Annotated in this window: 20 protein-coding genes; 2 read left to right on the forward strand and 18 right to left on the reverse strand. The window is 55.1% G+C overall.

Features of this window, described 5'->3' with window-relative positions:
* Window positions 1-154: 154 nt before the first annotated feature.
* From ACI2J2_RS16290 to ACI2J2_RS16305, 4 genes are read right to left on the reverse strand one after another with little or no spacing between them, the layout of a single operon-like run.
* On the reverse strand, window positions 155-910 hold the full coding sequence (locus ACI2J2_RS16290; RefSeq protein WP_404760440.1) for an SDR family oxidoreductase: 756 nt from the start codon (window positions 908-910) through the stop codon (window positions 155-157).
* Complete coding sequence (locus ACI2J2_RS16295; protein ID WP_265556797.1) at window positions 907-1950, reverse strand: aromatic ring-hydroxylating dioxygenase subunit alpha; 1044 nt, start codon at window positions 1948-1950, stop codon at window positions 907-909. The genes ACI2J2_RS16290 and ACI2J2_RS16295 overlap by 4 nt, the downstream gene beginning before the upstream one ends.
* A 20-nt stretch (window positions 1951-1970) precedes the next feature.
* A complete protein-coding gene (locus tag ACI2J2_RS16300; protein WP_209637586.1) occupies window positions 1971-2279 on the reverse strand; it encodes a recombinase-like helix-turn-helix domain-containing protein in 309 nt (102 codons plus the stop codon).
* Window positions 2280-2281: 2 nt separating this feature from the next.
* A complete protein-coding gene (locus ACI2J2_RS16305) occupies window positions 2282-2599 on the reverse strand; it encodes a non-heme iron oxygenase ferredoxin subunit (RefSeq protein WP_012146671.1) in 318 nt (105 codons plus the stop codon).
* 396 nt (window positions 2600-2995) lie between these two features.
* On the opposite strand from ACI2J2_RS16305, the gene ACI2J2_RS16310 reads away from it, so the two are divergent.
* The gene (locus ACI2J2_RS16310) at window positions 2996-4243 is read left to right on the forward strand and encodes an MFS transporter (RefSeq protein ID WP_265556798.1); all 1248 of its coding nucleotides are present in this window, start codon (window positions 2996-2998) and stop codon (window positions 4241-4243) included.
* 52 nt (window positions 4244-4295) lie between these two features.
* On the opposite strand, the gene rluF is transcribed toward ACI2J2_RS16310, so the two are convergent.
* The 7 genes from rluF to ACI2J2_RS16345 form a co-directional block, all read right to left on the reverse strand.
* Window positions 4296-5159: a 23S rRNA pseudouridine(2604) synthase RluF gene (gene rluF, locus ACI2J2_RS16315; protein WP_209637582.1), complete on the reverse strand. Its 864-nt coding sequence runs from the start codon at window positions 5157-5159 to the stop codon at window positions 4296-4298.
* Between the two features lie 328 nt (window positions 5160-5487).
* Window positions 5488-6408, reverse strand: coding sequence for an agmatinase (gene speB, locus ACI2J2_RS16320; RefSeq protein WP_404760441.1), 921 nt, complete (start codon window positions 6406-6408; stop codon window positions 5488-5490).
* Between the two features lie 212 nt (window positions 6409-6620).
* Complete coding sequence (gene msrA / locus ACI2J2_RS16325) at window positions 6621-7322, reverse strand: peptide-methionine (S)-S-oxide reductase MsrA (protein ID WP_265556799.1); 702 nt, start codon at window positions 7320-7322, stop codon at window positions 6621-6623.
* A 40-nt stretch (window positions 7323-7362) separates the two neighbouring features.
* On the reverse strand, window positions 7363-9102 hold the full coding sequence (locus ACI2J2_RS16330; protein ID WP_404760442.1) for a cytochrome c biogenesis protein DipZ: 1740 nt from the start codon (window positions 9100-9102) through the stop codon (window positions 7363-7365).
* 13 nt (window positions 9103-9115) lie between these two features.
* A complete protein-coding gene (msrB, locus tag ACI2J2_RS16335; RefSeq protein ID WP_404760443.1) occupies window positions 9116-9616 on the reverse strand; it encodes a peptide-methionine (R)-S-oxide reductase MsrB in 501 nt (166 codons plus the stop codon).
* A 185-nt stretch (window positions 9617-9801) separates the two neighbouring features.
* Entirely contained in the window at window positions 9802-11778 is a 1977-nt protein-coding gene (gene speA / locus ACI2J2_RS16340) for a biosynthetic arginine decarboxylase (RefSeq protein WP_209637572.1), read from the reverse strand.
* Window positions 11771-11914 carry a virulence promoting factor gene (locus ACI2J2_RS16345; protein WP_112347340.1) on the reverse strand — a complete coding sequence of 48 codons (144 nt, stop codon included), beginning with the start codon at window positions 11912-11914 and terminating at the stop codon, window positions 11771-11773. Before ACI2J2_RS16345 ends, speA begins: the two co-directional genes overlap by 8 nt.
* Before the next feature lie 760 nt (window positions 11915-12674).
* On the opposite strand from ACI2J2_RS16345, the gene metK reads away from it, so the two are divergent.
* Window positions 12675-13829 (forward strand): methionine adenosyltransferase, encoded by a 1155-nt coding sequence (gene metK, locus ACI2J2_RS16350; RefSeq protein ID WP_004947833.1) that lies wholly within the window; start codon window positions 12675-12677, stop codon window positions 13827-13829.
* Window positions 13830-13928: 99 nt separating this feature from the next.
* On the opposite strand, the gene nadS is transcribed toward metK, so the two are convergent.
* The 7 genes from nadS to mrcB all read right to left on the reverse strand — a co-directional run bounded on the left by nadS (window position 13929) and on the right by mrcB (window position 23527).
* A complete protein-coding gene (gene nadS / locus ACI2J2_RS16355; protein ID WP_209637570.1) occupies window positions 13929-14213 on the reverse strand; it encodes a NadS family protein in 285 nt (94 codons plus the stop codon).
* 1 nt (window position 14214) lies between these two features.
* Entirely contained in the window at window positions 14215-14547 is a 333-nt protein-coding gene (locus ACI2J2_RS16360) for a type II toxin-antitoxin system RelE/ParE family toxin (RefSeq protein WP_404760444.1), read from the reverse strand.
* Window positions 14548-14828: 281 nt separating this feature from the next.
* A complete protein-coding gene (fhuB, locus tag ACI2J2_RS16365; protein WP_265556801.1) occupies window positions 14829-16817 on the reverse strand; it encodes a Fe(3+)-hydroxamate ABC transporter permease FhuB in 1989 nt (662 codons plus the stop codon).
* Entirely contained in the window at window positions 16814-17722 is a 909-nt protein-coding gene (gene fhuD, locus ACI2J2_RS16370) for a Fe(3+)-hydroxamate ABC transporter substrate-binding protein FhuD (protein WP_209637564.1), read from the reverse strand. The genes fhuB and fhuD overlap by 4 nt, the downstream gene beginning before the upstream one ends.
* Window positions 17722-18519, reverse strand: coding sequence for a Fe3+-hydroxamate ABC transporter ATP-binding protein FhuC (gene fhuC, locus ACI2J2_RS16375; protein ID WP_209637562.1), 798 nt, complete (start codon window positions 18517-18519; stop codon window positions 17722-17724). The genes fhuD and fhuC overlap by 1 nt, the downstream gene beginning before the upstream one ends.
* 47 nt (window positions 18520-18566) lie before the next feature.
* Window positions 18567-20765 carry a ferrichrome porin FhuA gene (fhuA, locus tag ACI2J2_RS16380; RefSeq protein WP_404760445.1) on the reverse strand — a complete coding sequence of 733 codons (2199 nt, stop codon included), beginning with the start codon at window positions 20763-20765 and terminating at the stop codon, window positions 18567-18569.
* A gap of 254 nt (window positions 20766-21019) precedes the next feature.
* Window positions 21020-23527, reverse strand: coding sequence for a bifunctional glycosyl transferase/transpeptidase (gene mrcB, locus ACI2J2_RS16385; RefSeq protein WP_209637558.1), 2508 nt, complete (start codon window positions 23525-23527; stop codon window positions 21020-21022).
* Between the last annotated feature and the right edge of the window lie 141 nt (window positions 23528-23668).

Here is a 23668-nt window from a genome sequence, read left to right on the forward strand (position 1 = left end):
CTTTGTTGAACGGCGCTTGCGCTGGCCCCAACGGGGCGAGGCTTTGCCGAGTAACGCGACAAGCGAGTAAATCCCGATGAGCTTACATTAAGTAAGTGATTCGGGTGCGCGAACGCAGGCAACACAGATACAGCTTCAAGTATGACAGGCATAATTAGTTAAAGACAAAACCACCGTTAACCGGTAACAGCTGCCCAGTGACGAAATTCGCCAATGGCGACAGCAGGTAGAGCACCGTGCCGTTGACGTCGTCAGGATGCTGCGCACCGGCCAATGCTCGTCCCTGTTCGTACAACTGATGTCGCTCGGCAGGCACATATTCCGTGGCCTCTACGCGTGTCAGGCCCGGAGCGATGGCGTTAACACAAATCCCCTGCGGGCCCAGCTCACGCGCCATTGAACGGGTCATAGAGATAATCGCCCCTTTGCTGGCCACGTAAGCCATTAAGCGCGGCGCGCCCCACAGCGCGGTATCTGAAGCCACGTTTACGATCTTGGCATGAGGAGATTGCGCCAGCAGCGGTACCGCTGCCTGGCTCACGAGCCAGGTGCCGCGCACGTTAACCTGCATAACCCGATCCCACAGATCGATATCGTATTCCATCATGGTTTTACCACCGACTCCGGTAGCCAACGCCGCGTTGTTCACCAACCCGTCGATCGCCCCGCCTTCGGCTATCGCGTTGAACGCACCGCTGATCGAGGCCGGATCGGCCAGATCAATCGTGTGGCTTTCAACCTGCGCGCCCTGTTCACGCAGACTGGCGGCACTGTCTGACAGTGCATCCGCCAAAATATCGCACATCACCACTGTGGCACCGGCCTCGGCGACCGCAGCAGCGAAGCTGCGCCCCAAACCCCGCGCCGCGCCGGTCACGACAATGCGTTTACCTGTCAACAGGCCGTTCACTGTGCCGCCTCCTGTTCACTCAGCCGCGCCAGTTGTTTCTGTGCTTCTTTTTGCATCATACGGCGCAGGCGAGACAGCCCGACGTCATGCTGATACAGATATTCACGGCCACGCGCGTTCGGCGCCATGTTTTCCAGCACGATACGATCCTGCTCCAACACGTCCCAGTGCAGCGATTCCAGGCGGTTGCGGTACATAAAGCGCCACATGTCACGCTGCCAGTCCTTCACCTTACGAATACGCCAGAAGAATACCCGGCAGTGATCTTTATCTTCCGGGACCACCATGCCGATGATCCAGAAATGACCACCCGGCCCAAACCGTTTTTTATACGGGATCGACAAGCGCATCCAGTACGCCCCGCTGCTGCCGAATTCGACCCAGTCAAAGTTCACGCCAATCTGGCCATTCTTCTTAAAGATGAAACCGCTGTCGGTTGGCTCCAGTGCCATGTCCGCCTTGCGATCCCCTTCCGCCATTGAGTGCGAGGATGAATGCAGGTAGGTGCCGTGCATTGGATCCATCACGTTTTCCAACGCGTATTGGTAATTGCAGTCCCAACTGGCCGTACACAAAAAGTTGCTGTAGGACGCTTCGTCTGCCAGTTCCGGCGGGAAGGTCAGTTCGACCGGCTCTTCATCTGCCGTCACGCCGAAATAGAGGAACACCGCGCCGTAAGCTTCTTTAGCCGGATAGGAACGCAGGCATTTCTGTCCCACCAGCGGGCAACGATCAACCGCAGGCACGTCTTTAACCGTACCGTCTCCGCCCACTTCCACACCGTGATACCAACACGCGATGCGATCGCCTAGATTCCACCCCATGGAAAGCCGCGCACCGCGATGCGGGCAGCGATCTTCCAACGCGTGGATCGCGCCTTCTCCATCACGCCACACCACGATCTGCTGTTCCAGACGGGTAATGCCCACCGGGTTATTGCCGATTTCCCAACTGGCCAGCACCGGATACCACATGCCGCGCAGCCCCTGGTCGAGATACTCTTGTAAGGTCTGTGCGGAGGATGTTGTGTTTGCTGTCATTGTCTTCTCCCGGATGCTGCTCAGAAACCGTTAACGTGAAGGAATTCGCGGAACGCCGTCTCATTCCAAGGCTGGCCATTGCGATCGAACAGGCGACGTTGATTCAGCGCACTGACAATCTGTTCCAGCTCTTCCGCGCCCTGCTCGAAGATCTCTTCCAGCGCAGCGACTAAAGCTGTCTCAAAACCGTCCGGCACTCGGGCCCGGTTTTGCCAGATGACGTTCTGGAATTGGCCTGGCTGATGGATCTGGCCATTGCCACCTTCACGCGCGGGGATCACCTGTTGGGTGTCCGGTAGCCAGGGATTGAAATCGGTGATGTGCTGCATGATTACTCCTCCGCAATAAAGGTGATTTGGATTTGATTGTCGATCACCCGGGTGGCATAGGTTTGCAGATCGCGGCCGCCTGGTTCACGCAGGCATTGGCCAGTACGCACGTCGAACAACGCTTCGTGCAACGGGCATTCGACCTTACCGTCATCAACAAACCCCTGGCTGAGCAAGGCATAGGCATGTGGGCAAACGTCTTCCAGTGCGTAGTAATTGCCGTCAATCAGATACACCCCGACTTCTTTCCCTTCCACATTGGCAGAAAAAGGAAAATCTTCTTTCACCTGAGACACTTCACACACTTTCTTCCAGCTCATTGCTTCTGTCCTCTATCTGATTGTTTCATATATGAAACTCAGTTTCTTATTTAATACACTCACTATAAGTCTGGTGAAACTTTCGTCAAGAGAGCAAAGCGGCAATTGTTAATGGAAAGTTGTTTAAACATGACAAATGCGGGAAGGATCACGAAAAAATGCACCGATATGAAAAACCGCTGGAAGCTGTGCGTTATATCACTATTTCATGGGTAAAAACCCATTGATCTTGCTGACGCAATGCGAGTAAAAGTTCTCTCACACAGACTAAAACACCCTTTTAAATAACAATAAATTTACATTTAGACAGCCAAAAACCTGCTTTTCAGCCCTGCGAAATCAGCGGGTTAGTTTTTTGCTGCCTGAATGTGTCAATCGCCCGTCAAAGGAGCGCACATGGAGCGCATTTTGCAACAACGTCAACGCTGGTACGGGGTCCTGGCCCTGCTGTTTCTGATCGTCATCGCCTATGCCGATAGGGTCAATATTGCCGTGATGCTGGTCAATCCCGATTTCCTGCAGCACTTCCAACTCGACGGCAACCGCGCGCATCAAGGCATGCTGATGACAGTGTTCTTACTCGGTTACGGGCTTTCCGCCATGTTGCTGACGCCGTTCCTGGAAACGCTGATGGGTTACCGCCGTGCGCTGACGCTAAGCATTGTGCTGTGGGCGCTGCTCACCGCCGCGTCCCCTCTGGCAGGATCGGTATTGCTGCTGTTTGCGGTGCGCGCGCTGCTGGGGATCAGTGAGGGGCCATTGTTCTCGCTGAAAACCATGTATATCGGCGATCACTTTTCCGCCCATGAACGTGGGCAACCCAATGCGATCAGTACATTGGGTGTCTCACTGGGGTTAGTGATCGGTTTTCCGCTAGTGAGTTTCCTGATGGCACACTTCGGCTGGGCCGTCTCTTTCTACCTGCTGGCGCTGATCAATCTGCTGCTGGGGTTAGCGCTGGTGCGGCTGTTTATACACCCGGCATCGCTGGCGTCACGCACTGTAGAGTCTCGCCCGGTCATGACGCGTGTCTGGGAGACGTTTGTTTTGGCCTGGCGTACACCGATGCTGGGTTGGATCATGCTGATCGAGATCGCCACCCTCAGCTACCTGTGGGGTTCCAGCTCCTGGTTACCCGCCTACCTGACCGACGAGAAAGGTTTTTCCATCAAACAAATGGGCTGGATGGCCTCGCTGCCGTTTGTCGTCAGCATCGCCTCCAAATACCTTGGCGGCGTGCTGCTCGATCGCATCCGCCCCTACCAGGCACCGTTGATCTTCGCCTTTGGCGGTGCGGCAACGGCGCTGTGCATTTATGGCGTGATGCACAGTGAACAACTCGGCTGGATCGCATTTTTCCTGCTGGCGGCCAATGCCTGCTGGGGCGCTCAGGGAGCCGCGATCCCTACCCTGTTACAGCATTATGCGCAGCCGCAGGCGGTTGGCAGCGCCTATGGGCTGATTAACGGCATTGGCAATATGTTTTCGGCGTTTGTACCGATGATCATGGGTATGGTGATGGCCAGTCAGGGCAAGGTTTCTTCGGGATTTGCCGTGCTGATCCTGTCGCAATTAGTGACACTGCTGGCGGGCGGCGTGCTGTTCAGTCGGATGCTGATGACGCGTGAGGTAAAGCGGGTATAAAACAGTCGGGCTGCACAATACGCCCGACGGATATATTTAAGCTAATGGCTGCTCAACGCCCTTTCTTTTTACGGCCCGGCTGTGCGAAGCGCTTACGCGCAGGTGCATTTCCGCTGGGCTTTTCTGCACTTTTCGACCCGCTGTTCCCCGGTTTTTTCACCGCAGGCTTGGCTTTCTTCGTTGGTTTGGCCTCTGAGGAGGAGCCCTCAATGGATTTAAACAACTCGACCAGTTCGTCGTCGGTTAAATCACGCCATTCACCCGGCGGCAACCCGGCCATGCTCACATTCATAATGCGAGTACGTTCCAGCTTGGTCACTTCGTAGCCGAAATGCTCGCACATGCGGCGAATCTGGCGGTTCAGCCCCTGGACCAGCACGATGCGAAACACAAAGGGGGCTTCTTTCTTCACCTTGCACTTTTTGGTCACCGTGCCCAGCATCGGTACACCGGCCCCCAGGCCACGGATGAAATCGTCAGTCACCGGTTTGTTCACCGTGACCAGATATTCTTTCTCGTGGTCGTTGCCAGCGCGCAGGATTTTGTTCACCAAATCGCCGTGGTTGGTGAGGAAAATCAGGCCCTGAGAGTCTTTATCCAACCGCCCGATCGGGAAAATACGGGTACTGTGATTGACGAAATCAACAATATTGTCTTTCTCGCCTTCTTCCGTGGTGCTGACAATACCGACCGGCTTGTTCAACGCAATAAAGATCAAGTTGTCTTCATTGCGCGGTTCAATCAGTTGACCGTTGACCTTGACCACGTCTCCTGGAAACACCTGATCGCCAAGCGTCACGCGCTTGCCATTGATAAAAACATTGCCTTGTTCGATGTAACGATCGGCATCGCGGCGGGAGCAAATACCGCTCTCGCTAATATATTTGTTAAGACGTGTGGATTGTTTCGTCAGCATGGTTCCTCCGTAAGCCCGGATTATAGACCTTCGAGGCAACAGATACAGGCATTTTCATGGTGCGGTAACGAACGGCAAACTGAGTGTTTTAGACTATATTTTTCCGTTCTACATTCACCACCCGCTATACCCTATGTATTTCAAGTTGCAGCCAGGCACCCAGCGCATTCATCCTCAGGAGCTTACTCAAGTAAGTGACTGAGGTGAATGACAAATCTGTCAGGAACAGATTTGAACGCTGCTTGCAGCGGCCCCGAAGGGGCAAGCCCCACGGATGGGGCTTGTAAAGCAGGTAACAACGCTGCAGCTTGAAAGACGACGGGTATACTTATTTCGTTTTTTTAGCGGCCTGCAGGTACAGCATTTCCAGGCCCAGGGTCGCCGCAGCCAGCGCGGTGATCTCAGACTGATCGTAGGCCGGTGCCACTTCCACCACGTCCATACCGACGATATTCAGTGACTGCATGCCGCGCACCAGCTTCAGCGCACGATCGGAGGTCAAGCCGCCAATCACTGGAGTACCGGTCCCCGGAGCAAATGCAGGATCCAGGCAGTCGATGTCGAAGGTCAGGTAGACCGGCATATCACCGACGATCTGTTTGATCTGAGCCAGCAGATCGTCAACGGTACGATCGTTAACCTGTGCGGCGTCCAGCACGGTGAAACCATTATCATGATCGAACTCGGTACGAATACCGATCTGCACCGAGTGCTTTGGATCGATCAGGCCTTCGTTTGGCGCATGGAAGAACATAGTGCCGTGATCGTATTGGCTGCCGTTAGCATAGGTGTCGGTATGCGCATCGAAGTGCACCAATGCCAGTTTGCCGAAATGCTTAGCGTGTGCACGCAGCAGTGGCAGTGTGACGAAGTGGTCACCGCCGAATGAGAGCATACGCTTACCCGCTGCCAGCAGTTTTTCCGCGTGCGCTTGCAAGTTGTCACTCATGTCCTGAGCATCGCCAAAGTTGAACACGATGTCGCCACAATCGACGACGTTCAAACGATCGCGCAGGTCAAAATTCCACGGCCAACGGTTGCCTTCCCACGCCAAATTGGTGGAAACCTGGCGGATTGCCGCCGGGCCATGACGGCCACCGGCGCGGCCGGAGGTTGCCATGTCAAATGGAATGCCGGTGATGACCCACTCTGCATCGCTGTCGTAAGGCATGAAGTTCAGCGAAAAGCGCAGGAAACCAAAGGCGTTGGACACTAAAGAATTATCGGACTTATGGCCTAAGGTGCTCATAGTAAACCCTCATATTTCAACGTTTCACCTGGCGAAAAATCACACAGGCGCTGACAAAAAAAAATCCCTCCCGCGTCGTTAGCCCGACGAGAAAGGGATTGATACAGAATCTGGTTCAGTACTGCTGATACGGCAGATTATCGCCGCATTTCGTTCGCGCTTCAAGAGCGCGCATCATCATCCTGCCGACTCGTCACCGTCCAGTATAGGCACTACTGCTTCACCAGTACGGGTTGCTGGCTATAACGCGCCGGGAATAAATGCTCCAGCTGTTTTATTTTCGGCTGATCGTTAATCATGATGTAGAGGGAATCAGGGTGTTCAGTCAAAAAATTCTGATGGTAAGGCTCCGCCGGGTAAAAATGCCCGTTGCTCTCAATACGCGTAACCAGCGGTTGATCGTAACTGTGGCTGGCCTGCAGCTGAGCAATATAGGCATTGGCAACCTGCTGTTGTGAAGCATTCAATGGGAAAAGCGCGGAACGATACTGCGTGCCACTGTCCGGTCCTTGCCGATTCAGCTCTGTGGGGTTGTGCGCCACGGAGAAAAAGATCTGCAACAGGTCGCCGTAGGACACTTGAGCCGGGTCAAAGGTCACTTTCACCGACTCCGCATGGCCGGTATCGCCGCCGCTGACCTGCTGATAATCGGCAGTTTGCGCGGTGCCTCCGGTGTAACCTGAGATGGCGCTGGTGACGCCCTTCACATGCTGAAAGACGCCCTGCACGCCCCAGAAGCATCCACCGGCAAAAATAGCGGTCTCAGTGTGCGAGGTGCCTGCTGGCTCATCAACCGCAGGGGCTGGGATCACTACCGCGGTTTCCGCCCCGCCAAATGACCACGCGTTTCCCTGCCAAAGGCCCACACCGACCAGCGCTACCACGCCAGTGATGGCATAAGATCGCAACAACATGCCTAACCTGTTTGAACGTTTCATCATATTCACCACTGGATTAACCGAAAGTAAAGGCGTAGGCAGCAACCCCTGCCTGTTCAAATTCAATACTGAAGGTGTGTTCTCCAGCGCCGTCTGTTTGCCGAATCAGCTGGTAGAGACGCTGATCGGTGACCACGCCGCGACCGTCCGGTGTCACATCCGTGCCGTGCATTTCACCGGGTGCTTTGCCATCCAGCGTCACTTTGAACGCGACCGGTTTACCCCCGGCGTTCGGGCCTAGCACCAAATGCAGATCACGCGCATGGAAGCGGTAGACGATGCGCCCTTGAGGGGCATTCAACATCACGTTTTCTTCGCCAACCGTCCAATTCCCCACCAACCCCCAATCATTGAGCGGTAAACTTGCCGGCACGACATAGCTGGCGCTCCGGTCTTGAGCGGCCTCGCCGGAAGCAAAGTTTTGCGCCCGCGCGTAGCCCAGATAGGTTTCTGGTGAGATATCAGCCTGATTGCCCGCCGCCTGTTCAACGCCCTGCCCGGCAACCTGGCTAACGGCCGTGCTGATATTTTTTGCCCCAGCCTGGCGCAGCAGTTCCTGAATCACCCGCTCAGATTGCGCATAGTCGCCTTCACCAAAATGCTGGTAACGAATATGCCCGGTGGCATCGATAAAATAGTGCGCAGGCCAATATTGATTGTTGAACGCGCGCCAGATGCTGTAGTTGTTATCGATAGCGATCGGGTAGTCGATACCCAGTTTTTTCGCCTCTTTGGTGACATTGCCAATATCTCTCTCGAAGGCAAATTCCGGCGCATGTACACCAATCACTACCAGCCCCTGATCGCGGTATTTCTCCGCCCAGGCCTTCACGTAAGGCAAAGAGCGCAAGCAGTTGATGCAGGAGTAGGTCCAGAAATCGACCAGGACCACCTTGCCACGCAGGGACTCTGTCGTCAGCGGCGGGGAATTCAACCACTGTACAGCCCCTGACAGGGACGGCATCTCGCCCAGGTCATCCAACATCGGTTGAGCGTCGACTGCCGTTTGCACCGGAGGTCGCACCGGCGTGGTGGCGGGCGTCAATGTCTGTACTAACCGCTGTTCAATTCCCCCCGTCGACGCCGCGGAAAGACGTGCCAACACCGTGGTATCCAGGCCAAGCGCAATCGCCACTACCCCCACGAGCATTGCCGCCCCCAGTCCCCGTCGGATCCATTCACCGGCGCCCAGTGAGCGTTTCATGGCGCTAAATACCTTACCGCCGATCAACAATGCCAATGCCAGCGACGTTGCTGCCCCTGCGGCATAGGCCAATAGCAACAATGTTGAGCCGACGTTAGCCCCCTGCAATGCCGCTCCTGTCAAAACCAGACCGAGAATAGGGCCGGCACAAGGTGCCCAGAGCAGGCCAGTGGCGATACCCAGCAGCAACGACGAGCCAACCTGGTGCTGTTTGTCTGCCGCAATCTTGTCAGACAGGCGATTACCGGCCGATACCAATGGGTGCATCACGCGTTCGGCAACTGACGGAAACAGTAAGGTGATGCCAAATACCGCCATCAGGATCAACGCCAGCCAGCGACCATATTGATTGGCCGCCACAACCCAGCCACCACCGACGGCCGCCAGCGTGGCAAACAGCGCAAAGGTCAGCGCCATGCCCACCAGCATCGGCAAACCGGAGCGTAAGAAAGGGCGATCGGCACGCGAGAAAATGAACGGCAGCACCGGCAGTATGCACGGGCTGGCGATGGTCAGAATGCCGCCGAGATAAGCCAGTATCAGGATCAACATGTCGCTCTCCCCATTATGCCTGTTGCGGTGTGAACAACAGCGCCAACCCGTTCATGCAGTAACGTAACCCGGTAGGTTGCGGGCCGTCGTCAAACACGTGTCCAAGATGCCCGCCACAGCGCCGACAGTGCACCTCGTCTCGCACCATGCCGAATGAACGGTCCTGGCGCTGGGCAACGGCATGGTCAAGAGACTGATAAAAACTCGGCCAGCCGGTATGGCTGTCAAACTTGGTATGGGAGGAAAACAGCGGTAAATCGCACCCTGCACAGGAAAACACCCCATCACGGTGTTCGTCATTCAGCGCGCTGCTGTAGGGTATTTCGGTGCCCTCCTCGCGCAAAATATGGTATTGCGCGGCGGTCAACCGCGCGTGCCACTGTTGATCAGTGTAGTTGACTTCAAATTGCGCGGTGGCCGCAGCCCGCGCGGCCCACGTTGGCAATAGCCCCAGCGAAAACGCCGCGGACAGGCCGCCGCCAACCAGAATAAACTGCCGTCTGTTCATCATCATTGCCACCCCGAAGACTGATCAAACCGATAGTGACAACCTACAAAGAAAACCCTGTCCGAATCCTCACGGAGAGTTAACAAATTTGTGATAACTGATAGGAGATAAGGGGTATTGCGAGGGGAAATGCGGGAGAAAACCAATAAAAAAGCCGGGCATCAAGGAGATGCCCGGCTTTTCAGCGTGACTTACTCATCTTCTAAATAAGTATAACCGTACAAACCGGCCTCAAACTCTTCCAGGAACTGCGCTTGCAGCCCACTGTCCAGATCGGTTTCTTTTACCTGATCGCGGAATTTGGCCAGCAGCGCAGTAGGATCGAGCTGCACGTATTCCAACATGTCGGCAACGGTATCGCCTTCATCAGACAATTCAGTTTCTACCGTGCCATCAGGGAAGACAAACACGTCCACCGAGGCGGTATCACCGAACAGGTTGTGCATATTGCCCAGGATTTCCTGGTAGGCACCCACCATAAAGAAGCCCAGCGCCGGCGGATTTTCCGGATCGTACGGCGGCATTGGCATGGTGGTCGCTACGCCGTCACCGTCGATGTAGTGATCGATAGTACCGTCGGAGTCACAGGTGATGTCCAGCAGTACGGCACGGCCTTCCGGCGGCTTATCCAGCCCTTCCAGTGGCAACACCGGGAACAGCTGGTCAATACCCCAGGCGTCCGGCATTGATTGGAACAGTGAGAAGTTGACGTAGAACTTGTCTGCCATGCGTTCTTGCAGTTCGTCGATGATTGGACGGTGCGCGCGGTTGCTTGGATCCAGTTGCTGCTGGATTTTGTTGCAGATGTTCAGGTACAACTGCTCGGCCCAGGCACGCTTGGTCAGATCCAGCATACCGTGAGCATACTGAGTGTGGACATCATGCAGGTCCATCTGACTGTCATGCAGCCATTCACGCAGCGAACGGCGGTTTTCCGGCTCGTTCATTTCCTGCCAGGTTTCCCACATGCTTTCCAGCGCGCGCGGTGCGTCCTCTGCCGGTGGCAATGGATCGCTGAATTCATTGCGCTCAACGCCGATCACATTGGATACCAACACCGTATGGTGTGCAGTAACTGCACGGCCGGATTCGGTGATCACCGTCGGATGCGGCAAGCCGTGTTCGTTGCACGCATCACCGATACCCCAAATCACGTTGTTGGCGTATTCGTTCAGGCCATAGTTCACCGAGCAATCAGACTGCGAACGGGTGCCTTCATAATCTACGCCCAGACCGCCGCCCACGTCGAAGCACTGGATGTTAACGCCCAGTTTGTGCAGTTCAACGTAGAAACGTGCCGATTCGCGTACGCCTGTCGCGATGTCGCGAATATTGGCCAGTTGCGAACCCAGGTGGAAGTGCAGCAGTTGCAGGCTATCAAGACGGCCCGCTTCACGCAGGGTTTCCACCAGTTTCAACACCTGAATGGCTGCCAGGCCGAACTTGGACTTTTCGCCGCCGCTCGACTGCCATTTGCCGGAGCCTTGTGACGCCAGACGCGCACGCACGCCCAGGCGTGGTACCACATTCAGACGTTCAGCTTCTTCCAGCACCATGTTGATTTCGGACATTTTCTCGATCACCAGGTACACCTTGTGCCCCAGCTTTTCGCCGATCAACGCCAGACGGATATATTCACGGTCTTTATAGCCGTTACAGACGATCACGGAACGGGTCATGCCGGCATGTGCCAGCACCGCCATCAGCTCAGCTTTAGAACCGGCTTCCAGCCCCAGCGGTTCGCCGGAATTGACCAGAGATTCAATCACGCGACGGTGTTGGTTGACCTTAATCGGGTAAACCAGGAAATAACCACCTTCATAACCAAACGATTCACGCGCACGTTTGAAAGCGGCGTTGATCGAACGCAGGCGGTGCTGCAGGATCTGCGGGAAGCAGAACAGCGCCGGCAGACGCAGACCGTCTTTTTGGCGTTGTTTGACCAAATCAGCCAGATCGACACGCGCCTGCGGGACGTCAGGATCCGGGCACACACTGATGTGACCCAGTTCATTGACGTCATAATAATTGTTGCCCCAGTAGGCGACGTTATAAGTGCGCAGCATCTTGCTGGCATCACGATCATTCATGGCAACCTCCTGCATGGAGCGCAAAGATATAGATTCGCCCGTTGCTGACGGACGGTGAATCAACAGATCATCAGACATTACTCGCCTCACATCCCGTACTGACGATACAGTCAGCCACTATCGCAGCTACAACCCGCGAGAACAACCCAACAAACCGCCCTTGCGGCAGCGAATAAAACTGCCGTTCGCGGTCAGCGATCGGTTTATTACTCATATAATTGTAAGACACCCTGTTCAAACCTCGTGAATCGGGTCAAGAAACATCCCACAGGAAGGCTGCAGGCTACCCTTGTTCAGTTCTTCAGACGACCGTTAACCGGCCCGAGAATCCTGAGTAGCGCCCAGGTGTTTATCACACCTGAAAGGTGGTGTAGAGACAAGACGGGAAATAGCAGAAGAATGTGCGCCAGAACGGCACTGCTGTTGAGAACCAACAACCGGTAGACAACGGATCATTAATCCAACCACCTCCACGCACGTCGTCCTCAATGAACGACCGAGCCTCTATTAATAGTGTAAGAACGTGACCGTTCTATGAAGCGGCGACGTCAAAAAGGCCGACGTCTGCAGCTGACAATCCGGCTACCCATGGCGAGTCACAGAAGTTTACAACTTCTTTCCCCGCACTGTGCACCAAATGAGCCGCGCGCGCAGTTTATACCGATAACCAGGGGAAAATGCAAAATGAAAATTTGTCGGAAACTGTTTCAAGCGATGAAAATGGCGTCGGCAGCTTTGCGCAAAAGAGCGAAATGGCAAAAAAATACTGGCAATCCGGTCAAGGCCTGACCTAAAATAGACGTCCAGATGTTAATCCATCTATACTGATTAACGAAGAAACTGCTTAACGGCTTTGCCTGAGGGGCGTTGCAGGATGTATCTCGCGCCATCAGCGGAAGACCCTTCGCTTTGATGCCGGATCTCCAGCGCTGTGCAGTAATTTCTAACCCGTCTTATGCAAGGTAAAGAATACAATGGCTAAACACCTATTCACGTCCGAATCCGTCTCCGAAGGGCATCCTGACAAAATTGCTGACCAGATCTCCGATGCCGTCCTCGACGCCATCCTGGAACAAGATCCTAAAGCACGCGTCGCCTGCGAAACTTACGTGAAAACCGGCATGGTACTGGTTGGTGGTGAAATCACCACCAGCGCTTGGGTTGATATCGAAGAAATCACCCGTAAAACCGTACGCGAAATCGGTTATGTCCACTCGGATATGGGTTTTGACGCCAACTCTTGTGCCGTACTGAGCGCAATCGGCAAGCAATCCCCAGATATCAATCAGGGCGTTGACCGCACCGATCCGCTGGAACAAGGTGCCGGCGACCAGGGCCTGATGTTTGGCTATGCTACCAATGAAACCGAAGTGCTGATGCCTGCACCGGTAACCTACGCGCACCGTCTGGTGCAGCGTCAGGCCGAAGTGCGTAAAAACGGCACCCTGCCATGGTTGCGTCCAGATGCGAAAAGCCAGGTGACCTTCCAGTATGACGACGGCAAAATCGTCGGCATCGACGCAGTAGTCCTGTCCACCCAGCATTCCGAAGATATTTCTCTGAAAGATCTGCAAGAAGCGGTAATGGAAGAGATCATCAAGCCCGTGCTGCCAACTGAATGGTTAAGCGCCAGCACCAAATACCACATCAACCCAACCGGCCGTTTCGTTATCGGCGGGCCAATGGGTGACTGTGGTCTGACCGGGCGTAAAATCATCGTTGATACCTACGGCGGCATGGCTCGTCACGGCGGCGGTGCGTTCTCTGGTAAGGATCCGTCTAAAGTTGACCGTTCAGCAGCCTACGCAGCGCGTTACGTGGCGAAAAACATCGTGGCGGCTGGCCTGGCTGACCGCTGTGAGATCCAGGTCTCCTACGCCATCGGCGTGGCAGAACCGACCTCAATAATGGTGGAAACCTTCGGTACTGAGAAAGTCCCTACCGAACAGTTGACCCTGCTGGTGCGTGAATTCTTCGATCTGCGCCCATACGGCCTGATCCAGATGATGGACCTGCTGCAACCAATCTACCGCGAAACTGCAGCTTACGGTCACTTTGGTCGTGAGCACTTCCCTTGGGAAGCGACAGACAAAGCAGAACTGCTGCGCGATGCTGCCGGCTTGAAATAAGCCCGGGTATCCAGCGTGAAAACGGCGAGCCTAGGCTCGCCGTTTTTTTCTGAAGGAAGGGCGTCAGACACCGCGTATACAGCAGCAGGAAAGCAAGCCCTAATGGGCCGCCAACTCCCTGAAGAAGGCAGGATTAGCCTGAATCGCCGCCAGCACCTTTGCAGCCAGACCGGTCGGATTACGCCTTTTTGTTTCCCAGCTTTTAATGGTATCAACGCTGGTACCCAACACCTTTGCCATTTCACTCTGAGAAATATTAAGCTGCGCCCTGATCGCTTTCACATCGGCGATATCATAACGAGTGACATTGGCCGGAGCCTCAACCCCGTTCTTAATCGCGACGGCCTCTTCAAGAGACGTTTTCATATCGTCAAAAAAGCTCATGTCATACCTCATCTTTCAGCAATTTCGTCAATGTCTTCAGCTCTGACCTTTCCATGTCGCTCAGACTGTCTTTACTATTTTTCGGGTAGGCCATTACCAGATAGATGACCTCTTTGGTTGCCAGAAAGTAAATCACTCTGGCACTTCCACTTTTACCCTGGGAACCTGTAGCCATTCTGACTTTCCGCAGGCCACCGGTTTTCTGTATCAGATCGCCTTTATCGGGTGATTCGATGAGTTCTTTCTGGAGTTCTTTTAGCTCGTCGTCCGTGGCAATTTCCCTTACCTGCCGCGTAAACATCGGGGTCTCAATAAATACTAGCGCATGACTCACTGGCACCCTCTCCATGCTGAGGTACAAAGTACACCAGAAAATGTACTGTGTACACCTTGATAATTTGAGTGTAGGGGTACCTCTTTCCTTGCCTTTCGACAGGATTCAGAGCACCCGCGCGCAGTATATTTATCTTCCCCCAGATTTCCGCGCCCTTTCCGCACGGGATCTCCGTTCTGCGTAGCCGTACGCAAAGCGTTGCAATAGTATGAAAACACGAAAAAAATAAAGGCCCAGCGATGCTGAGCCTTTGATTCTAGAAACGGCAGGAACGGCGTCGGTTATGAGGTTTGTTTACGCAACAGGTAAACGAAATACGGCGCGCCAATAAAGGTCGCCAGCAGCCCGGCAGGGATTTGGTACGGGAACATCACCATCCGTCCGCACCAGTCAGCAAACACCATCAGCAAGCCCCCTAACAACGCGGAAATTACCATCTGCGGTAACGCACGGCGGAAGCCCAGCATGCGCGCCATATGCGGCGCCATCAGGCCAATAAAACTCAGCGGCCCTACGGTCAATGTCGCCATCGCGGTCAGCGTGGCGGCCAGTAGCAAGATGGTTAACCGCACCGGCGTCAAAGCAATACCCACCGAGCGTGCAGTGGCACTGCCAAGCGGCAAAATACTGAGCCAGCGGCGGCACAGCGGTGCCAGCACAATCAACGTCGCCGCAATAATCGCCGTTCGCACTGCCTGCTCCGGCGTCACCGAATAGGTGGAACCAGAAATCCAGGTCAGCAGCCCACCGGTACGCGGATCGCCACTGGCTAACAGCAGGAAAATGGTGGTGGTGAACGCCGTGCTAAGCGCAATACCGGCCAACAGCATGCGTTCGGTGGAAAAACCACCCCGCCCTGCAGCAATCATGATCACCAATAAAGTACCGGCAGCGCCCAGGCTCCCTGCAGGCAGCAACCAGACGAAGGCATCACCCGGTACGACCAACAGCATCATCACTACGCCGAACGCAGCACCTGAGCTGATACCCAACACTTCCGGGCTGGCCATCGGGTTACCCGTCAACTTTTGGATTAACGTCCCCGCAACCGCCAGCATCATGCCCGCAGCCAAAGCCGATAATACCCGTGGCCAGCGCCACGGCATCAATGACTCCAGCTCGGCGCCCTGACTCCAGTGCCAACCGGCAGCGTTTTGCCCAAACATCAGTGCCACAGCCAGCCCAGCGAATAACACCGCCCCCGCCAGCGCAACCCACACCAACAGATGACCACGTTCCGCCGGTACCTTATCCCCCAGATTCATTGGCGGTGGCGTGGAGGCGCTGCGCAGACGCGGTAACAACCACAGCAGCAGCGGTGCACCAAATAGTGCGGTCGCGGCACCGGTAGGAACCTCACGCCATACCTGCGTCAGCCAGATCATTACCTGATCGGTTAACCACAACAGCAGCGCACCCAGCAGAGGTGCCAACATCATGCGGTGTGCCAGTCGACGTGCGCCCAGCATTTTCGCCATCAAGGGGGCAAACAAACCGATAAAACCGATCACACCAGCGGCATTAACCAGCATGGCACTGAAGATAATTGCCACGGCCAGCGCGCAAAAACGCGCCATCGACAACCCCAGCCCCAGATTGCGAGCCACACCGTCGTCCAATCCCAACAGCGTTAATGGACGCAATAACAGCACCGCCAACAGCCCTGCCACCAGCAAACGCGGCAGGATAAACTGCACGGTATTCCAGTCTTGCTGGTTCAGGGCACCGGTGCTCCACAAAAATACGCCTTGCAGTTGATCGTAATTGAACAAGGCCAGCAGGCTGTTAACCGCACCGCAATATAGCCCCAACACCAACCCGGCGAGGATCAGCGTCACCGGCGACATGCGTTTGCCCCACGCCACACCGAACACTAATCCACCGACCACCACCGCTCCCACCATCGCAGCCAATTGTCGGGTCAGTTCCCCTCCCGGCAACATCCATAGCGTCGCGACCGTCAATCCAAGCTGCGCACCGGCGGAAACGCCGAGCGTCGCGGGTTCTGCCAACGGGTTGCGCAATACCTGTTGGAAGAGTACGCCGACCAGCCCTAATCCGGCACCGGCCAGCAAGGACACGGACAATCGCGGCAGCAGGCTATAGTGGAACAACATTTGGTGAACATCGTCGATATCCGGTGCGTTCAGCGCCTGTCCCCACAGTGCCCACGGCAGCTGTTGCAGCAGGTTATAAAGCGTTAAGCCGCTGGCGCTCGCCAGCAGAACCAGAACCAACGTCACCGGCAATGCGCGGATACCTGCGTTCATGAATAGCTCTCCTGCGCGTGTTCCAGCAGGTGGCAAAAGCGCATCGCCGATAACGTCGCACCGTAGAACCACACTGCCGGTACCTGGCGCAATTGATTCTGTCTGACGAACGGCAATGCCTGCCATAACGGCGTCGAGCTGACCTTATCCATCATCGCCTGATTACCGTGATCGAGATAAATCGCCCGTGCGCTTTTCACCGTTGCCAGGCGTTCAATTCCCACCACCGCCGTGCCCCAGAAGTTGGTTTCGCCTTCCCACGCATTTTTTATGCCAAGCTGATCCATCACCTCCTGGAACAGGCTCTTCTGGCCAATAACCAGCGCATGACGGGTATCTATCAGTGAAAACATCAGGAGTGGCTGCTGGGTATATGAATGCAGGCGTTGGCGCATCTCCACAATAAAGCGATCAAACTGCGCCAGATGCTGCATAGCGCGGCTTTCTAACCCTAACCGCTGCGCCAAGGCCTGCAGCGATTGCCTCGCCACCGTCAGCGGTTTGCCACTGCCGTCGTTAAAGCTAAAACTCATCGATGGTGCGATCGGTTCCAACTTTTGTGGTGTAGGCCCGTAGCCCTTCGACAGCAACATCAATGAAGGGCGAAGCTGCTGCAACAATTCGAGGTTAGGTTCGGTACGCTGACCCACGTCAATAACCGATGCAGGCAGCTTTGGCTCTTCCACCCACAGGTTGTAGTTATGAATATCAGCGACCGCCAGCGGCGTAATCCCAAGGGCCAACAGCAGCTCAATCGGCAGCCATTCCAGCGCGACAATGCGCGTCAGGTCGGGCGGCGTTTCAGCGGCGTGCCCCGGCAGGGAAAGCAGCAATGGCGACAGCGCCATTGCCGTCAACAGGCGACGGCGTACGGCATCATGATGAAACTCAGAAGAATCAGACATCAGTAGACAAAACTCACCGGCGCACCGCCGCTTGGATGTGGCAGCGTCCCCATAGGAATACCGTAAATTTGTTCCAGTACGTCACCCTGCATCAGATCTAATGGTGCGCCCTGTGCAATCATTTCTCCGCCGCGCAACGCCACCAGATGGTCGCAATAGCGCGCAGCCATATTGATATCATGCAGCACTGCAATCACCGTCAGACCGCGCTGGCTGCTTAATCGTTGGATCAACGCGAGCACGTCAACCTGATGGGCGATATCCAGCGCCGAGGTCGGCTCGTCCAACAACAGGCAGCGGCTGTCTTGTGCCACCATCATCGCCAACCAGGCACGCTGGCGCTCACCGCCGGACAGGCTGTCCACCAAACGGTTGGCAAACGGTTTTAATCCCACCAGCGCAATGGCCTCTTCCACCTGTTGGCGATCGTTGACGCCAAAGCGCCCCAAAGCACCGTGCCACGGGTAGCGACCAATCGCCACCAACTCGCGCACCGTCATGCCCTCTGCGGCCGGCAATTGCTGCGGCAAATAGGCGACCTGACGCGCAAAGGCTTTGCTGTCCCATTGGTGCAGTGGTTGTTGGTTGAGCAATACACTGCCGGTGGACGGGTTCTGATGGCGACCCAAGATTTTTAGCAGCGTAGACTTGCCAGAACCATTGTGACCGATCAACCCACAGACTTTCCCCACGGGAAAGGTCAGCGATAATGGCTGCAACAGCACACGGCCGGGAACGGCAAAACTGGCGCTATCTAATGTAAAAGTGGCGTCGTGATTGGGGTGTTTATCCTGCATAGGTCCTACTCTGTCCGGGGCGACATAACGCCGCCCCGGTTATCCGATTAGAAGCGGAAGGTTGCGGTGGCGACCACCTGACGTTCTGCGCCCCAATAGCAGCCATAGGTAGCAAAGCAGCTAGAGACGTATTCTTTATCAAACAGGTTGTTCACGTTAATGCCAATCGAGGAACCGGGCAGATTGAAACGCGCCAGATCGTATTTTATTGCGGCATCAACCACCGTGTAGTCTTTCACTTTAAAGGTATTGGCCTCATCACCATAGCTGGAACCGACATAGCGAACACCGGAGCCCAGAGTCAAACCGCTGAATGCGGTTTCATGGAAGGTGTAATCCGCCCACAGTGAAGCCATATGTTTTGGAATCGCCGCCGGGGTATTGCCTTGAAGCGTGGTGTCCTTGGAGTACTCGGCATCCGTGTAGGTATAAGACCCCAGCAGGTTAACATTGGCTGTTAGCGCGGCTTTGGCCTCCAGCTCGACACCGCGAGAGCGAATCTCACCGCCCTGAACGCTGGCGAATGGATGGTCTGGATTAGGGTCCGCCACCTTGTTGTTGGTTTTAGTCAGCTGATAAATCGCCATGCTGGCAGTGATAGGACGATCTTTCGGCGCAAATTTCACGCCCGCCTCATACTGTTTGCCCTTGGAGGCAGCGAAGGTGTTACCACTGAAGTCCGTGCCTGAAGTCGGCTCAAAGGATTCACTGTAACTGACATAAGGTGCAATGCCGTTTTCGAATACATAATTCAAACCGGCGCGGCCGGTGAATTCGTTGTCCTTCTGCTTTGAAACCGAATTCTGGTTCAACCGGTTGGTGCTGTTGGTATCACTCCAGTCATAACGTCCGCCCATGGTCAGCACCCATTGGTTCCATTCAGCCTGGTCCTGTACGTAAAGCCCGGTTTGCTCCTGGCGATTGACCTGACTTGCACCACCCGTAATGGTGTAACTTTGGTTACCGTACTGCGGCGCCACGACATTCAGAGGGGAAGCGCTGCCGTATTGATAGACGACGTCGTTACGCATACGCATGTAGTCCACCCCCATCAACAAGATGTGAGCGACCTGCCCAGTGGCAAACTTGGCCTGTGCCTGCGTATCCACAGCAAAACTGGACATGTGCTCTTTCGAGTTCATCACGCCACGGGTCAATTCCGCAGGGTTAGTCGCGCTGATACCCTGGCCATAGATGGATCGGTAATCAACGTCCATTTTGGAGTAACGCAAGTTTTGGCGCACCGTCCACACGTCATCAAACCCATGCTCAAAGGCGTACCCAACCATCTGTTGCTTACGTGAGATGTTGTTATAGCCCGGCTCACCGTCGTTGAAACTGGTCGGCAATTTACCGTTGATACCATTTTGCACCGTGCCCTCTTTCGGCAACCAGCCATAGAAGCCCACGCTGGGGTCATCCTGGAAACTGCTGAGGAAAGTCAACGAGGTGCGATCATCAGGCCGCCAACTGAACGAAGGCGCAATAGCATAGCGCTTGCTCTTTTCTCCCACCTGCTGCTGATCTTCATCACGCGCCAAGCCGGTCAAACGGTAAGAATAAACACCCGCATCATCCAACGCACCGCCGAAGTCGAAGCCGGTCTGGAACAGATTGTCGGTGCCCATTTTGAACTGAACTTCGCGCAGGGTTTCCGTCGTTGGGCGTTTGCTGACCAGCGCGACGACACCGCCAGGGTTGCTCTTACCGTAGAGTACGGAAGAAGGACCGCGCAACACTTCGGCACGCTCGAGGAAGTAAGGGTCAATCTGGTAAATGGAATAGTTATCGTCCTGCAGTTTCAGACCATCCAGGTACATATTGGTACCCACGGAACTAAAACCACGAATGTTCACGGCGTCGTAGGCGGTAGAGGCACCACGGTTGCCTACCATCACACCCGGCGTATACGCCAGCGCACTTTTCACCGTTTCCGGCTGGCGCATATCCATCTCTTCACGCGTCACGACAGAGACTGACTGCGGCGTTTTAATCAATGGCGTATCCGTTTTAGTCCCGGTAGCGCTGCGCTTGGCCGCATAGGTGCCGACCGGCCCCCAGGCGCTTTCCTGCTGGGACTGACCGCTGCCTACCACGGTAATCGTGTCTTCCTTGGCAGTCGATTTGGTGTCGGCGGAAAAAGCCGGCATAGCCAGCGTGCCAAGTGCAGCAGCGATAGTAATCGCTAACCCACTGACGTGAAAACGGCTCTGTTTGGCCGTGGAAGGAAGACGCTTGGTCGGCATAAGTGGTTTCTCTGATGAATTATTTGATAACGAATGTAAACGATAATAATTATTATAAGCGACGCATTTTATGCAGAAGCCAAATTAAACTGCAAGTCGAATTCAGCCTGTGAATTGGTGTGAGATTAACCGCTTAGCCACATTAACCTGATGGAAATAAACTGCGCGGAGAAATAAAAAAGCCCGCAACAGAAAGTTACGGGCTTAATAACAAAGAAAAACTTTTCGCCTAAGCGTTTTACATGCTTGGCTGCTTACTTGCCGAACATGTCCTTGATCCAACCCGCGACGCCGTCAGCATCTTTTTGCTCACCCGCCTGCTGTTGCTGTTGCTGCTGTTGTTGCTGTTGCTGAGCGGCCTGGCTTGCCTGGCACAATCCCTGCGGGTTATCCGTCCATACAGGAATGGTACGCCCACCACCGCTACAGACAAAGTTACCGCTGGCATCAATGCCCATTTGGTTAATACCTTCCGGCGGCTGCAGCATCAGCGGCAGCGGCGTCTGGTTTTCCAAATAGCGGCGATAAAGGGTCAATGCACCGTTGGCACCGGTCAACTTGGCTGGGCCGTTGTTATCACGCCCCACCCAGGCGATAGCCACTTCTTTACCGTCGATGCCGGCAAACCAGCTATCACGCAAATCGTTGGTGGTACCGGTTTTCGCCGCCAGGTTGTAGTTAGGGAACTTGACCGACAGTGAACGGGAAGTCCCGCGCGCGACACCTTGTTGCATGGCGTACAGCGTCAGGTAAGCTGCCTGAGCAGGTACCACACGCTCGGCCTGCGGGAAGCTCTGATACAGCACTGAACCGTCTTCAGCAATCACCGAACGCACTGCAGACAATGGAGCACGGTTACCACCGCCGGCAATCGTCTGGTATTCCTGCGCGACTTCCATCGGTGTCAGGCCAATCGCCCCGAGCAGCATCGAAGGCACCGGGTTAATTTCTGCCTTTGGAATGCCCAAACGTTGCAGCGTAGCACTGATTTGATCCAGCCCAACCGACATACCCAGGTTCACCGTAGGTATGTTGAGTGAAAATGCCAGGCCATCCACCAGCATCACCTGACCACGGAACTTACGGTCATAGTTGTTTGGCTGCCAAACGGTACCGTTAGACAATTTCAACGTCAGTGGTTGATCCGCCAGCCAGGTGTTCAGACGATATTTGTCCGGCTCGGACAAGGCCGTCAGGTAAGTCGGTGGCTTAGCCAGTGACCCGACCAAACGACGCGCCTGCATGGCACGGTTGAATCCGGCAAACTGTGGGTTAGCGCCGCCGACCATGGCACGAACTTCACCGCTAAAGCGATCGACGATCACCATCGCCGCTTCCAGATCCTGAACGTGGCGAGCCGCCTTCAGCGCAGGTATACCATCCTCAACCGCCTTTTCTGCTGCATCCTGTGATACCGGATCCAACGTGGTGAAGATTTTCACACCGGACAGATCGTTAACCTTGTCGCCCAGCTTGGCTTGCAGTTCCTGACGAACCATCTGCATAAACGCGGGTTGCGGCGTGATCACCCCGCCTTTCGGCTGCACGCCCAAAGGTCGAGCACTGAGCATGTTATACAGCTCTGCATCGATAACACCTTGGTTCTGCAACAGTTTCAACACCAGGTTACGGCGTTCCAGCGCCAGTTTCGGGTTACGCCAAGGGTTATACAGCGACGCCCCTTTAACCATGCCCACCAACAGCGCCTGTTGATCCAGACTCAGCTCGTCTACCGGGCGGCCAAAGTAATACAGGCTGGCCAGCGGGAACCCACGGATCTGATCGTTGCCGCTCTGGCCGAGGTAAACCTCATTCAGATACAGCTCAAGGATGCGATCCTTGCTGTAGCGGTAATCTACCAACAACGCCATGTAGGCTTCGTTGGCCTTACGCCACAGCGAACGCTCGTTAGTTAAGAACAGGTTTTTCACCAACTGCTGCGTCAGTGTACTGCCGCCCTGCACTGCACGTCCGGCTGTCAGGTTAGCCAACACCGCACGGCCAATGGAATAGGGGCTGATGCCGTCATGCTCATAGAAATGGCGGTCTTCGGTGGCAATCAGCGTATCCACCAGCAGGTCTGGGAAACCGGCGCGTGGCACAAACAGACGCTGTTCACCGTTCGGCGACTGCAACATGGTGATCAGGCGCGGATCGAGGCGGAAGAACCCAAAACTGCGCTGGTTTTCCATGTTCTCGATGTTCGCCAGGCGGTTGTTCTGGAAATTGAGACGCGCGTGGATCTGGCCCTCTTTACCGTCTGGGAAATCAAATGGGCGACGCAGCATCTCGATGCTGTTGGCCTGCACGGTGAATTCACCAGGGCGTGTCATGCGGCTTACCTGACGGTATTGCATGCCCTCAAGCAAATCGACCATTTCCTTTTTGCTGTACGGCATGCCCGGTTCCAGGTTGACCATTCGGCCATAAACCGCTGCCGGCAACTGCCAGACTTTGCCGTCAATGCGGCTGCGGATCTGTGAATCCAGATAGACGCCGTAGATCGCCAGCAGAACTGCGACCACCAGAATCAGTTTGATAAGCAGGCCGAGCCAGCGGCGTTTTTTACGCGGCGGAGTCGCTTTTACCTTACGCGGCATGCGTTCTTCCTCGTCTTCATAATCATCATCGTCATCCTGGTACTCGTCTTCCTCGTAATCATCGTAATCGTCTTCTCGACGACGGCGCGGCGGCTTGCGCGACGCGGTGCGTGTTGGTTGTTTCCCTTTGCGCCCGATGGGCTCGCGGTCATCCCCAGCCATTGCTGTTACTCTCCAGACTTGGCGGCACTGCCGGCCATTATGAGTCGCTTAATCTGTCGCGGCGTCAGGCCATTGAACAGAAGAAACATCTGAATTCATCCCCTAAATCATTGGTGTTGCATCCAGGCGGCAAGAGAACTT

The organism is Serratia sp. NPDC087055 (assembly GCF_044900985.1).
In the GTDB taxonomy this organism is placed as follows: domain Bacteria; phylum Pseudomonadota; class Gammaproteobacteria; order Enterobacterales; family Enterobacteriaceae; genus Serratia.